The following is a 13,791-nucleotide window of genomic DNA, read 5'->3' as shown; positions in this document are numbered from 1 at the left end:
CATCCGCCCGCTATATGAATGTCGCGTCGACCAGATCGCGCATGGCACCGACCAGGGATTCATCATCGGATAAAGGAGAAACCAGCCCCGCGTAACAGGCGTCGTGGATGGGGATACCGTTCCGCGCCAGGGTCGCGGTGGCGATCAGCAAGCGTGTGCTGGGGACCTCTGCCAGGCCCCGGTCCCGCAAACTTCGAATGCGCTGTGCCAGGGAAACAAGCGCATGGGCCGTGGCGGGGTCGGTGCCGCTCTCCCGCTCAACAATGGCCGCTTCGTGTTCCAGGGGGGGGAAATCAAGGTCCAGTGCCACGAATCGCTGCCGCGTACTGGGCTTCATGTCTTTCAGCATGCGTTGATAGCCGGGGTTGTAGGACACCACCAGCTGAAAACCCGGTGCGGCCGGGACTGTTTCGACCGTTTTGTCGATGGGCAGCATGCGTCTGTGGTCGGTGAGTGCGTGCAGCACCACCACGGTATCCTGGCGCGCCTCGACCACTTCGTCGAGATAACAGATGGCGCCTTCCCGGACCGCCCGGGTCAATGGTCCATCCTGCCATTCGGTACCATTGTGACGAATAAGGAAACGGCCGATAAGGTCGCTGGCAGCAAGGTCGTCGTGGCAGGCGATGGTGATCAGGGGGCGCTTGAGCCTCCAGGCCATGTGCTCCACCAGGCGGGTTTTGCCACAGCCGGTCGGCCCCTTGAGCATGACGGCCAGTTTCTGCGCATGACACTGTTCAAACAGGCTGATTTCATTGCCGGTGGGGAGATAATAGGGCTCCTCTACCGGCTCATCTGCAGCGAACTTGTGGGTGCCATCAAGTGGCACTGCTGGGGCTCGTAGTGTCAAGCTCCGGATCGGGCTCCTGGCTCAGCTGGAAACGCGGCGCGTAGCGGAAGAAATCGACAATAAACAGCGCGACACCGATGGTAAACACGGAGGCGGTGGCGATGAGCATCAGGAAGTGCACCTGAATTTTCAGCTGTGCATCCAGATAACCCATGCCCATGATGCGCTCCAGATAGACCTGTCCGATCCCGGCCGTTGCAAACGACAACGTCATGCCGAACATGCCGGATATCTGCAGCCAGAACGCCCAGTAGCCCATGCTGCTGCCCTGCTCACGACGGCCATGGGTCATGGCCGGCAGGGCGTAGGTAATCATCGCCAGCACTATCATGGCATAGGCGCCGTAGAAGGCAGCGTGACCATGCATCGCAGTGACCAGGGTCCCGTGGGTCCATTTGTTGACAGAGGGCCAGGTATGGGCCAGGCCCAGCAGACCGGCACCGAACAACGCAAATACCGCGCTGCCTATGGTCCAGTGCAACGCCAGGGTGTTGGGGTGCGCCAAACCCGAACGGCGCATCGCCGCATAGGCATAGGCCGCCATGCCGGCCAGGGCCAGTGGCTCCAGGGCGCTGAAAAACCCGCCGATGGGCAGCCAGTATTGCGGGACGCCCACCCAGTAGTAGTGATGGGCGGTGCCCAGAATGCCGGCAATAAAGACCAGACCGACAATCACATACAGCCACTTTTCCATCACCTCGCGATCAGCGCCGGAAAGCCGGATCAACAGGTAGGCGAGGAATGCCCCCATAATCATCATCCACACGCCTTCGACCCAGAGGTGAATGGTCCACCAGCGATAGAAAATGGAAACGGTATAGTTTTCGTAGTGCAACAGCGCGGGGAAAAACAGCACGGCTGAGCTCGCCAGACCCAGAACCAATACCCCCTCGGTGGTGGTAAAGCGACCGGACTTTTTGATTGTCATGCCAATGTTGTACAGGAATATCAGCATGCAGACGACAATCACCAGTTTATGGGGCAGTGGCTGTTCCAGCAGCTTATTGCCGGTGCCGTAGCGAAACAGGTAGCCGATAATCGCAGTGACGCCCATCAAGGTCCACAGAATCAGTTGAATATACGCGAGCTTGACGCTGTGCAGTTCGCTGCGGGATTCCTCCGGGACCATCCAGTAGGTGGCCCCCATGAAACCGGTGAGCACCCACACAATCAGCAGGTTGGTGTGAATGACCTTGGTGACGTCGAACGGCAGTATATAGAGCAGTGGGTCCGGTCCCAGATATTTGGTCGCCGAAAGGAGACCAAAAACCAGCTGCAAACCGAACAGCACCATTGCCACTGCAAAGTACCAATAAGCGACCGACTGGGATTTGTACCTCATTGTTGTGCTCCCTGAAGTTCCTTGCGCGATGCCTCGGATATCTAACCCGGGACCCGAAATTACTTGAACGTGGTCAAATAGGCGACCAGTTGATCAATCTCTTCATCTGTCAGGCTGTCATTGTACGTAGTAGGCATAAATGAGGTGCCGTTCGCCGAATACATCGCTCCCTCAACAAGATGGGCGCTGGGGTCAACGATCGACTCGCGAATATAGCCTTCAACGTCCGTTGCTGCGCCCTGATAGTCACCGGATTGCAGCGTTTGTGTCGCCCGCGAGACGATGCCGGCCATGGTTGGTCCCGCCATGTCGGCACCGGGCGCCGTTGAATGGCAGGCATTACACGCCGGAGAGGCCATACGAAATACTTTCTGGCCCCGGGCGCGGATATCATCGGCTTCGGTTACGGGGGTGACTCCGGGCGGGGGTTTGTCCGGGTCAATGTCACGTTCTGCCGCGGTCACAGTGTCAGCGCCGGGTACGAAGCTGCCGGTCACCAGAATCGGCCGCGGCGGCCAACCCTGGTTGTCCACATTGCTGACCCAGTCCAGAAATGCGATCAGATCGGTAATTTCTTCGTCGCTCAAATCCTGTTTGGGCATCAAGCGGCGGTGCGTCTGTTCGTCGTAAAACCTGGAGGGGTCACGCATGTACGCCTGCAGGTAGGGCTCGCTCCGGTGCTGGGTGATCTTGGTCAGGTCCGGCGCGTAGTAGGCGCCTTCCCCAAAAAGCGTGTGGCAGTTTATGCAGTTATATTTATGCCAGACATCCTTGCCGTGGATGACTGCTGGCGTGATATTCTTGGATTGAGTCAATTCGGGAAATTGCCGGTGGCTGTCCAGCGTCAGCACCAGAAAAACCAGCGCTGCGATGGCGGTTGACGCAACCGCAAAAATACGGGCCTGTCGATTAGTCATGGTCGCCGCTCCGCCCTAGACAGCAATGCCTGTCCAATACAGGACGGCAATGGAAAATGCATAGATGATTGCTATACCCATCAGTGCCAGCACGGCATAGCTCAGGATTTTCAGTGGCGCAAAAAACTTGTTCTGTTGCATAAGCCCTCCATGTCTTACGACAATTGTCATCGGACACTATCACCGCCTGCACCGGATAACAACCGCAGGTGGTGTCACAATCAATACCCTGCCGCCTGCTGATAATAGTACAGTATCTGAGTTATTGCCGCCGATAGCTGCACAATTCCTGGCTAACCTGTCGCGAAGCGCGATTTCACCCGTCCGGGCCCTGTGTCGGGCATGCTCAAGCCAGCTCGACGGTAGCGCTGGGCCTGCGTACACTTGTGTCGTCTTTCGAGAGCCACCGCATGTCCCGACCCCTGGATAAATCCCTGCCCGCATTTCGTACCAGGAGTCTGGCCAAGGTCTATGGCGAAGGGCCGTCCGTTGTCCATGCGCTGCGCGGAGTGACGCTTGAGCTGCCCGCCGGGGAACTGGTCGTGTTACTGGGTGCATCGGGCAGCGGTAAGTCCACTCTACTGAATATTCTCGGTGGGCTGGATGCACCCTCCAGTGGCCAGCTGTTTTTTTTCGACCGGGAACTGACGGCGATGGACGAACAGCGCCTGACCCGCTACCGGCGCCACCATGTCGGGTTTGTGTTCCAGTTCTACAACCTGATGCCCAGCCTGACCGCGCGCGAGAATGTGGAGCTTGTGACCGAGATTGCCGACAATCCGCTGGACCCGGGCGAGGCGCTGGCAAGGGTGGGATTGGATCAGCGGGCCAACCATTTTCCCTCGGAGCTGTCCGGCGGCGAGCAGCAGCGGGTCGCGATTGCCCGCGCCATCGCCAAGCGGCCGACGGTGCTGTTCTGCGATGAGCCCACCGGCGCACTGGACAGCACCACCGGACGCGCCGTGCTGCGTGTACTGCAGGATGTTAACCAGGACTTGGAGACCACCGTGCTTATCGTCACCCATGCGGCCGCCACTGCGGCCATGGCGCACCGGGTGATTCACTTCGCCGATGGCGACATCCGCGAGGTGGTGCGCAACAGCGCGGTGAGCAATGCCGAGGATATCGAGTGGTGAGAGCGCTGCTGCGGTGAACATGCTGGACCACAAGCTGGGGCGGGATCTTTGGCGGGTCAAGGGCCAGGGGCTGGCTATTGTGCTGGTGATTGCGCTGGGCGTGATGATGCTGGTGATGATGGATGGCCTGGTCAATTCACTGGAGGAGACCCGGCGCACTTACTACGAGCGCTATCGCCTGGCGCAGATATTTGCGCCGCTAAAACGGGCACCGCGGCAGCTCCTCGACGTATTGGCCGCCATGCCCGAGATCGCAGCACTGGAGGGGCGAATCAATGGCGGCGCTCTGATCAGCCTGCCCGGACAGGCGGTGCCGGTACGGGCCCAGGCTGTCTCGCTGCCGGAATTCCGCGAGCCGGCACTGAATGCGGTCTACCTCGCCGCTGGCCGGCAGCTCGATGCCACCCGACCCGATGAAATTCTGTTGCTGCAGGGCTTTGCCGATGCCCATGGCCTGCGTCCCGGAGACGAATTGTCGGCGACAATGCACGGCTCCCGGCGCCGCTTCACGATCGTGGGCCTGGCCCAGGCGCCGGAGTTTCTGTACACCACTGCGCCCGGAGAACTGGTGCCGGACGATGCCCGCTTTGCGGTAATGTGGATGAACGAGCGTGCCCTTGAGGCAGCGTTTGATCTCGACGGGGCCTTTAATGAAGTACTTGTCGCACCGGCCCGCGGCGCCAGCGAACAGGCGCTGATAGACCGCCTCGACCAGCTATTGGCGGCCTACGGTGGCACCGGCGCCTACGGCCTGGAGGACCAGCTGTCGAACCGCTTCATCGTTGAGGAGATTGAGGGCCTGCAGGTGTCCAGCCGCACCGTGCCGCCGGTGTTTCTCGCAGTGGCGGCTTTTTTGCTCTACATCGTTACCTCGCGCATGGTACAGGCTGAACGCGACCAGATCGGGCTGTTGAAGTCTTTTGGTCGCACGGGTCTGGAGGTGGGCCTGCACTATTTCAAGTTCACCCTGATCATCGCTGTCGGCGGAGCCTTGCTCGGCTGTGGTCTGGGCATGCTGGCAGGTAGGAGCCTGAGCGGCTTCTACCAGGAATTCTACAAATTTCCATTCCTGCTGTTCCGGGTCGATCCGGCGGCCTTCGTCACCGGCTTCACAGTCAGTGTACTGTCCGCTTCGGCGGGGGCGTGCTGGTACTGCGACGGGTGTTTGCGCTGGCGCCGGCGGAAGCCATGCGGCCGCCGACGCCACCGGATTTCAGCCACTCCCTGAGTTTTGGCCCACGCCTGAGAGCAGTGCTGGACCAGCCCAGCCGGATGGTCCTGCGCAACCTGATACGGCAGCCCGGCCGGGCGGTTCTGGCGGTGCTGGGCATAGCTTTGGGTATGGCGCTTTCGGTGTCCATGTTGAGTGTGATGAGTGCCTTCAACAAAACCCTGGAAGTGAATTTTGGCGTAGTGGATCGCAGTGACGCGACGGTCAGTTTCATTGAGCCGTTGGGCGATCAGACTCTGTTCGCGCTGGCCCGGATGCAGGGCGTACTGCAGGTAGAACCGTTGCGCGCGGTAGCAGTGATTTTTCGCAACGGCCGCCGCAGCTATCGCGGCTCCATCACTGCCCTGGAAGCCAAACCCCATTTGTTCCGGGCACTGGATGATGCCCTGCGGCCGCTGGACATACGGGCTGATGGCATTATTCTGTCCCGCGCACTGGCGGATGAGCTGGCAATCGAGCCGGGAGACGAACTGCTGGTTGATGTCCGCGAAGGACGGCGTCCCCAGCTGAGCATAGCGGTGGTCGGCATCGCCGACACTCTGCTGGGATCGCCTGCTTTCATGGAGTTGGCCGCGCTTAACCGCTTGCTGCGTGAACCCCATCGCGTCTCCGGTGCTTATTTGCGCATAGACAGCGCCGCCAGCGATCGTCTGTACCGGGAAATCAAGGATATGCCAGTCGTGGCCGGGGTCACCCTGAGCGAGGACAGTCGCGCATCCTTCCAGCAACAGATGGATACCGGCGCTGGCGCCATGCGCTATGTGATGGCAGTCATCGCCGCTGTGATTACTTTTGGTATTGTCTACAATAGCGCTCGCATAGCCTTCGCGGAACGGGCGCGGGATCTGGCGAGTCTACGGGTGGTGGGGCTCACCCGGGCCGAGGTCGGCTTTGTGCTGTTGGGCGAGCTGGGCCTGCTCACGCTGCTGGCGCTGCCAGTGGGCTCGGTGCTGGGTTATTATTTTTCCCTCGCAGTGGCGGCGGGCTTCAGTACGGACCTGTACCGTGTGCCGGTGGAATTTGTACCGGCAAGCCATGGTACCGCGGCGCTGGCCGTACTGTCGGCGGCGATCATCTCCGGGCTCCTGGTGAAGCGAGACATCAATCGCCTGGACCTGGTATCGGCCCTCAAAACACGAGAGTAGCACTATGGCGCGACGACAGTCCCGAACTTGGATTACGCTTGGCGCGGCGCTGCTGTTGTCACTGCTGCTGGCCTATGCATTCTGGCCCCGTCCCACCCTAGTGGATCTCGGCCAGACCGCGCGCGAGGCGATGATGGTCACGATCGATGAGGAGGCCCGTACCCGGGTACGCGATGCCTACAGCGTGTCCGCGCCTGTTGACGGACGCCTGCTGCGGGTGGAACTGGAGGCAGGGGACACTGTGACGGGCGGGGACACCGTCATCGCCCGCATGTTGCCGCGGAACGTGTCTCCGCTGGACAGCCGCAGCCGGGGCGAAGCGCTGGCTGCGCTGGATGCCGCTGCAGCCTCGTTGCGCATGGCCCAGGCGGATCTGGACCGGGCCATTGCGGAACGGGAATGGGCTGACCGGGAACTGGAGCGGATAGGCAAACTGTTTGCCAGTGAACAGGCATCCGAGGCTGAGCGCGACGAGGCGCGGCGAGCCGCACGTACACTGACGGCAGCGCAGAAAACCGCTGCCGCGGCCGTGGCTATGCGAGAGGCAGAGCTCGCCAATGCCCGGGCCCGCCTGATCAGTTTTGCCGACAATGACGCCGACCGGGCCGGGCACGACGGCTCCGCTGCCGCCATCGCGCTGACAGCACCTGTGTCGGGACGCGTGCTGCAGATCCTGCAGGAGAGCGAGACCACAGTGGCGGCCGGCACCCCGATTCTGGAAATCGGAGATACCGAGAACGACCTCGAAATCATTGTCGAGCTGCTGTCCACCGATGCGGTGCAGGTCGCAGCCGGCAATCGGGTGCTGGTGGAGCATTGGGGCGGCGCGGGTACCCTCGAAGGCACCGTAGAGCGGGTGGAGCCCTGGGGCTTTACCAAGTTTTCAGCGCTGGGTGTGGAGGAACAGCGGGTCAATGCGGTTATCCGCTTTCGCGGCCCGCCCGCCCGGCGCCGCAGCCTGGGGCACGGCTACAGGGTAGAAACCAGAATCGTGGTGTGGGAGGACGACAGCGCGCTCACCGCGCCCTCCAGTGCGCTGTTTCGCGACGGTGAGCGCTGGGCGGTGTTTGTGGTAGAGAACAACAGGGCCAGACTGACACCGGTCGAGGCAGGCCACAATAATGGTCTGCAGGCGCAGATTCTGGACGGGCTCGAGCCCGGTCAAACGGTGGTGCTGTACCCGGGTCCCGGATTGGAGGATGGCACCAGAGTTGCCCAGCGCCGGTTGGAGTAAGGCCAGCGGGCTCTCCATTGGCCGCTCAGACCAGCGCCCGAGTTCCTGTAAGCGAGCTTCCGCCACAAAAGCATGACCGCATTGACGTTTGGCTCGTAGAACAGCTTGCTGTCGCCAGTCGCCAGTGTCGGTGAATTTTACACATCCCCCAAACACTTGTTCCCCCCAGCATGGAAAGCCAAATAGATTCAAATAGTTATCAGTGGTGGCCATGAAATTGCATACCACCGGCCCTGAATTCGCGTTGCATTCCTTGGAAACACTTTGCTGACGCGGGGTTGTCCACTTCCGAACAAGGAATCTGTTAACCATGAAGAAAAAAAGTCTTTGGCGCGGCCTGTCGCTGGCAGTTCTGACCGCGCTCCCGTTCTCGGTGAATGCCACGATTATCACCTCCGGTTGGGTTTTCCCGTCAAACCCCTCGACGCTGGAAAACAATACTGGCCAGGTGAGAGTCGGCTATAGTGGAAACGAAGGCAGTCTGGAAGTAAATGCCTCATCCGACGGCAACGGGATTACATCGGCCACCGGCAGTGGCTTGATCATCGGTACCGGGGTGGGGTCCAGCGGCACGGTCACTGTGTCGGGAGACGGCAATTCGGGATCGGCCCGTATCGATATCAGCGACGGCATCGGTATCAGGAATAGCCAGGGTGGCAGCGGGACGCTGAATATCAACAACGGTGGTGTGGTAGCGGGGCAGGAGTCCCATGTATACCTCGGCGGACAGGGGCTCACTGCTACTGCGGGCAATGCCACCACCAACATTGACGGTGCCGGCTCGGTTCTGAAATCCCAGCAGGGTTCGGCGGGAGCGAGCTGGGATCGCGACGGCGGCCGAGTTTATGTCGGCTTCGATGGCCAGTCCAGCAGCACAGTCAACATCACCAACGGCGGATTGCTGGAAGCATTGAGCGGCAAGGTCGGTGATAGCGGGGACGACGGCAGCATCTGGGTCGGCACCAGTGCCGATGCGGGATCGACCTCCATCGTCAACGTGGACGGTGCCGGCTCCGCAATGAACGCGGACAATTATGTGGAAGTGGGCGGCAGAAGCGCGGAAGTCGATGCCGAGCTTAATATCACCAACGGTGGCTCGGTGGAAGTCACGGACGGATACGCGGACAGCAGCGTTACCGATATCGATATGTACGTATCGTCCTTCCCGGTTGATGGGAGTTCCACGGTCACCGTCAACGGCAGCGGCTCTTCGCTGACGGCGGATGATGTCCAGATTGGCGGCACCACCGCTATTGTGGGTTTTACTGACTCGGGGACCCCGGTGGTAACTCCCGATTGGAGTGCCCTGGTCGAGGGTCAGCAGGTGACCGACGAGAACGGCAACCTGATCTACGACAGCGAGGGCAATCCGGTGCTGGCCGCGATGGTGGATTTCGGCTCCAGCTCGACTTTGTTGCCGGAAACCTATGCCGACGGCGAGCAGATATATGTCAAGAACTCCGGCTCGATTATCGTGGAGAACCAGGGGCAAATGGTATCTGAAACCATCGATGTTTCGGAGAACAATCCCGACGCGCAAGCACTCGACGGCCAGGTCGCCACGCTGACTGCGCGGGATGGCGGTGTCATCAACGGTGACGTGAACGTCTTTACGGACGGGGTGTTGAATGGCGATGGCACCATCGTCGGCGACGTTCTTGTGGACGGTGGCGTAGTGGCTCCCGGCAACTCTCCGGGAACGCTGACGGTCCAGGGCGACTTGAACCTGAGTGCCGGTTTTCTGGAGCTGGAAATCGGCGAGATTTTCAGTGATTCGCTGAACGTGATGGGTGATCTTCAGATTGGTTCCGACTTCATGTTCTCGCTGTTTTTTGACTTCAACCCTGTGGACTATATCCTTGCCCTGGAGGACTTGTTCAATGTAACGGAGTCGTTCATTGTATCCACCGGATTCAGTTTGGAGAACAACCTGCAGGTATCCGGCCTGGGCCGTGGCTCCAGCTTGACCACCAGGTTTTTTGGTGACGAGGTAACATTCATCAATGATGAACCCTCCCCGGTGCCCGAGCCGTCCTCGATCGCCATTCTCTCACTGGGACTTGCGGGGCTGTTGTTCATGGCGAAGCCGCGTCATTTATCCCGACGCCGTCAGAATAAACTCTGATCCACCCTGCGGGGCGAGCTTCACCCGGCGGGTGGTGACCGCTGGAGCTGCGCCCTGCCGATCCTTGATCGGTGACTGTGCTATTTCGCCAGGTTCAGCTTTTGTTCGCTGCTTGCAACATGGCTTCGCCGCTGCGCAAATACTCTCGAAAGGGAGCCAGGATCCACGGTTGCAGCTGCGCCGCTTCCATCGCAGCCACGGCTTCGCGTAGTTGCCTTACCGCTTCGTCGACCTGGCCCCGCAGCAGCAACAGAGTCGCTGCCAGCGCTCCCACTCGTGCCCCCCAGTGGGCGCCAGGGCTGCCACTTGCGAGAATGGCAGGATCGAGTCCGCCTATCAGCGTAGCGGCCTGTTCTGTTTCCCCAGCTGCCAGCAGCGTCGCGGCCAGGTAGTAGGCCAGCACCTGGGTGCCAGTGAAACTGTCGCCAAAGCGCTCGCGAAAGCCGCCGTGGGCCAGTTCCAGCTGCTGCCGCGCCTGACGGTCCTCACCCAGCTGTAATCGTGCAATACCCTCGTTGCCGTGATGCTGCAGGCAAACCTGGTGTTGCGGGCCGTACAGCTTGCACAGAGTAGCGCGGGCCGCGATGAGCATGGGTAACGCCTCTGGGGCACGACCGATGGTGAAGTATAGGTTGCCCAGGGCACTGCGCGCACGGGCGCTTTGTACCGAGTCCTCGCCATAGATTTTGTCCAGCGCACCCGACGCATTCAGCAGCACGGCTTCTGCTTCGCCGTAGCGCTCGGCGTAGAGCAGCGCAGCTCCCAGTAGGAAGTCCGTCGAGGCCTTTCTGGCCGGGCTTGCCGCACGTCGGTACTGGGGTTGCTGCAGTTCCTGCAGCAGGGCCACGGCTTCCTCCGCACGGCCCATATGGTTGTAGGCCTGGGCCTGGTCACTGCGGATCTCATGCAGGGTCTGCAGATCGTTCGGCTGCAGTTGACGCTGGGCCAGTGCTGCCTTTTCCAGCTCTGGTGCGGCCTCGGCGGCGCGTCCCTGCAACAGGTACCAGCGTCCCCAGGCACGTGCGGCAGCGAGCTCTGCCTCCGGGTTGGAGCCGGCCACCAGCGCGTCGCTGTCCGCCGCACCCAGCACGGCCGCGGCCTGCTCGTAGTCAGAGGCATTGCTCAGCGTGATGGCTAGTTGGTAGCGGCTGGCCAGGGTCTGCGGGTGACTGGATCCGAGCTCACGTTCGAACAGCTCTGCAGCCCGCTGCAGGTGGGCGCTGGCAGCGTTCAGCTCCCCCAGGCTGTCAAATACCCGACCAGTGGTCAGCCGCACCGTTGCCTCGGTCAGGGGGTTCCCACAAAGCGCTGCTCCAGCGCTTCGCTGCCACGCTGCATTGCTTCGCGCACTGTCAGGTCGTGGCCCGCGCCGGGGATGCCGCGGTCGGCAAACCAGAGCGAGGCGGTGAGGCCCAGCGCCAGTGCCAGGCCGGTGGCTATCGCCCATGGCCGCCGGGCCCGGGCGCGCTCCAGCGTCCGGGTCGCCAGCGCCAGACGTTCGGCATTGGCGCGCTGGCGCTGCTGCTCCCGCCGACGTGCATCCAGCTGGCGCAGGCGGTCCCGCAGTTGGGCGGCGCTAGCCAGCCGCCGGGCCGGATCGCCGGCAGTGGCGAGGGCGATGTCTTCGCGCAGCAGCGGGTCGTTGATATCGTGCTCCCAGTCGCCTGCCATGATCCGCCGGCAATCGCCGCACAGGATTTGGTAGAGCAATATCCCGAGCGCGTAGACATCGCTCTGGATGGTGGGTTCGCGGCCGGCAATGACCTCCGGCGCAAGGTACAGAGGCGTGCCACTGTTGCCTTCCTGGCCTTGGCGTGTAAAGCCAAGGGCGGTAATACTGAGTGCCGCCAGAGCCTGGGGGTTCAGCAACCTGGCACAACCAAAGTCTGCAATACTCAGCACGAGCTGACCGGAACTGTCCTGCGCAACCAGGACATTCGAGGGCTTGAGGTCCTTGTGCAGGACGCCGACGCTGTGAGCGGCCGCGACCGCGTCACAAACTTGCAGGAACAGATCCAGGCGTTCGGTAACGCGCCAGCTGGCCAGCCCTACCTCGATAGCCCACAGTTCCAGGGGCTGACCGGAATAGACGGTCTCCAGAAAGAAGGGCGGGGTGTCGAAATTCCAGTCCAGGGTGCGCACATAACCCGGTTGTTCGCCCAGGCTACTGACCAGCAGCCGGGCCACAGTGGCTTCACGCTTGATTGCATCCAGCTGGCTGGCATCGCGGGCAAATTTGTAGACCCGTTGTTCCGTGGTCTTGCGATGTCGGGCCAGCCATACTTCACTGCTGTGGCCAGACCCCAGCTGGCGCTGTAGCTGGAAATGATCGCGGCCGGGCACGGTACTGCCCACACGCAGGCTGAGGCCGGACCGCCACTCCCGCCCAATGGCAATACGCTCCACTGGCCCCAACAGGCGGTAACCGATACGCGGTACGGTCACTATTCTGTCGGCCGCTGCGCCCAGTGCCCGGCGAAGTTTGCCGACCGCGGTCGCGAGGACGTGCTCGACAGTGACGCGTCCGGCCCAGACCGACTCCAGCAGATCCTGTTTACTGACCACTTCACCACTGTGGCGCAATAGAAAGGCGAGTAGCTGTAGCGGCTTGTGTTCAATCACCACTGTCTCGCCAGCGACACTGAGCTGCAGGCCCGACTCGTCGAATTCGACGTCGGCAAAACGCCACAGAAAAAGTTGCTTGTCACTGCCGGGAGGCGTAAGGGCGGTCATGTGATCCATGGCAGTGCTTGCGTCCTGGTACACGCGAGAGATTCTCGATTCTACACCGCGGCGGGCGGTGTGAAAATGAGGCGCGGCGGGTGCTGCCGGCGGGTGGTGTGACAGTTGAAAACTCCGTGAAGGCTACGTGAGGACCGCCACCACACCAGCGGACATAATGGATCCAGCCAGGTCCTGGCCGACGCTGCCGGAACAGGGGGTAGGCACTTCGCAATACAACGTCGTCACACAGGCAAGGAGCGAGATATGCAAACACATGATTACCGCTACGAAATATCCTTGTGGCCGGCCGCGGCCCCGTCACAACGACTGCTGAACTGCCGGCTGGCAGGATTGTTGGCGGCGCTACTGATGAGCATACCGGTCTGGGCCGAGACCACTGTGGCCGGTTGTGGGACAGCTGGCAGTGCTCCAACGGCCGTGGTGAGCGGAGCAGTGGGGCGACTCGCCGGCCTCGGTGGGCGGTTGGCTGGACAGTTGGGGGCCAGGGGGCTGGTCAGGGATGCAGCTGAGGCCGTTGCCGGTGGTGTCGCTGAGACTCTCACCGGAGCAGGCGATTGCGAATCGGCAGCGGCGCCCGCGACTGCCGCCACCCCTGCGACTCAGGTTGCGGCCACCGCGCCGGTCGCTCAGCCTCGCTTCAAGCTACCCAAAGTGACAGGCGGCCAAGCCAAAAACAAGAGCGGCGGCCGGAACTGCGGCGCGCTGGGGGCAGGCTGTGCCGACGGCATGACGCCGCTGGTCAACTGCATGAAGGAAAAGAGTTTCTGGGGCGAGACTGCGCTGGCACTGGAGCGCAAGCGTGACGCTGACCGGAATTATACGGCAGCCCAGCTAGCGGAGATCGACGCCGATATCGCGGCGATGTGGGTTGCGCATCGCGAGGGAAGTTCCAGCGTGACACCGGTGGATCCGGCGCGGCCGAACCGTCACCAGGACTGGTTCACTGGCGAGGAGCAGGGACAGCTCAACACCGCAATCGCGCAGACGGTCAACAGCCATCGCCAGTATTGCAACAGCCGTTATGCGAAGTTCTAGCACGGCAACCCCGCCCGCCATGGGTGCGAAG

At 61.6% G+C, this 13,791-nt stretch carries 12 protein-coding genes; 6 read left to right on the top strand and 6 right to left on the bottom strand.

The features are described from left to right. Positions 1-10: 10 nt before the first annotated feature. The 4 genes from G3T16_RS00355 to G3T16_RS22280 all read right to left on the bottom strand — a co-directional run bounded on the left by G3T16_RS00355 (position 11) and on the right by G3T16_RS22280 (position 3,250). Positions 11-829, bottom strand: coding sequence for a CbbQ/NirQ/NorQ/GpvN family protein (locus tag G3T16_RS00355; RefSeq protein WP_163493350.1), 819 nt, complete (start codon positions 827-829; stop codon positions 11-13). Then, complete coding sequence (locus tag G3T16_RS00350; protein WP_163493349.1) at positions 819-2,192, bottom strand: cbb3-type cytochrome c oxidase subunit I; 1,374 nt, start codon at positions 2,190-2,192, stop codon at positions 819-821. The genes G3T16_RS00355 and G3T16_RS00350 overlap by 11 nt, the downstream gene beginning before the upstream one ends. Positions 2,193-2,251: 59 nt before the next feature. Beyond that, positions 2,252-3,043 carry a c-type cytochrome gene (locus tag G3T16_RS00345; protein ID WP_197911796.1) on the bottom strand — a complete coding sequence of 264 codons (792 nt, stop codon included), beginning with the start codon at positions 3,041-3,043 and terminating at the stop codon, positions 2,252-2,254. An 81-nt stretch (positions 3,044-3,124) separates the two neighbouring features. After that, positions 3,125-3,250, bottom strand: a complete 126-nt coding sequence (locus G3T16_RS22280; protein ID WP_269473254.1) for a hypothetical protein — start codon at positions 3,248-3,250, stop codon at positions 3,125-3,127. Between the two features lie 269 nt (positions 3,251-3,519). Between G3T16_RS22280 and G3T16_RS00340 the strand changes: the two genes are divergently transcribed. The 5 genes from G3T16_RS00340 to G3T16_RS00325 all read left to right on the top strand — a co-directional run bounded on the left by G3T16_RS00340 (position 3,520) and on the right by G3T16_RS00325 (position 9,980). After that, positions 3,520-4,245, top strand: coding sequence for an ABC transporter ATP-binding protein (locus G3T16_RS00340; protein WP_163493347.1), 726 nt, complete (start codon positions 3,520-3,522; stop codon positions 4,243-4,245). A gap of 19 nt (positions 4,246-4,264) precedes the next feature. Further along, positions 4,265-5,473 carry an ABC transporter permease gene (locus tag G3T16_RS20775; RefSeq protein WP_197911795.1) on the top strand — a complete coding sequence of 403 codons (1,209 nt, stop codon included), beginning with the start codon at positions 4,265-4,267 and terminating at the stop codon, positions 5,471-5,473. Continuing rightward, on the top strand, positions 5,389-6,621 hold the full coding sequence (locus G3T16_RS20770) for an ABC transporter permease (protein ID WP_197911794.1): 1,233 nt from the start codon (positions 5,389-5,391) through the stop codon (positions 6,619-6,621). Before G3T16_RS20775 ends, G3T16_RS20770 begins: the two co-directional genes overlap by 85 nt. 4 nt (positions 6,622-6,625) lie before the next feature. Further along, entirely contained in the window at positions 6,626-7,855 is a 1,230-nt protein-coding gene (locus tag G3T16_RS00330; protein ID WP_163493346.1) for an efflux RND transporter periplasmic adaptor subunit, read from the top strand. Positions 7,856-8,165: 310 nt separating this feature from the next. Next, positions 8,166-9,980 carry a PEP-CTERM sorting domain-containing protein gene (locus tag G3T16_RS00325; RefSeq protein ID WP_163493345.1) on the top strand — a complete coding sequence of 605 codons (1,815 nt, stop codon included), beginning with the start codon at positions 8,166-8,168 and terminating at the stop codon, positions 9,978-9,980. A gap of 94 nt (positions 9,981-10,074) precedes the next feature. Here G3T16_RS00325 and G3T16_RS00320 read toward each other — a convergent pair whose 3' ends face one another. Then, positions 10,075-11,256 (bottom strand): tetratricopeptide repeat protein, encoded by a 1,182-nt coding sequence (locus G3T16_RS00320; RefSeq protein WP_163493344.1) that lies wholly within the window; start codon positions 11,254-11,256, stop codon positions 10,075-10,077. 11 nt (positions 11,257-11,267) lie between these two features. Then, on the bottom strand, positions 11,268-12,722 hold the full coding sequence (locus tag G3T16_RS00315) for a protein kinase domain-containing protein (RefSeq protein WP_163493343.1): 1,455 nt from the start codon (positions 12,720-12,722) through the stop codon (positions 11,268-11,270). Between the two features lie 246 nt (positions 12,723-12,968). Here G3T16_RS00315 and G3T16_RS00310 point away from each other — a divergent pair, with 246 nt between their 5' ends. Next, a complete protein-coding gene (locus G3T16_RS00310; RefSeq protein ID WP_163493342.1) occupies positions 12,969-13,760 on the top strand; it encodes a hypothetical protein in 792 nt (263 codons plus the stop codon). Positions 13,761-13,791: the final 31 nt, after the last annotated feature.

Origin of the sequence: Kineobactrum salinum, from assembly GCF_010669285.1 — a bacterium.
Lineage (GTDB): Bacteria > Pseudomonadota > Gammaproteobacteria > Pseudomonadales > Halieaceae > Kineobactrum > Kineobactrum salinum.
This window is presented reverse-complemented; position numbering and strand designations above follow the sequence as displayed.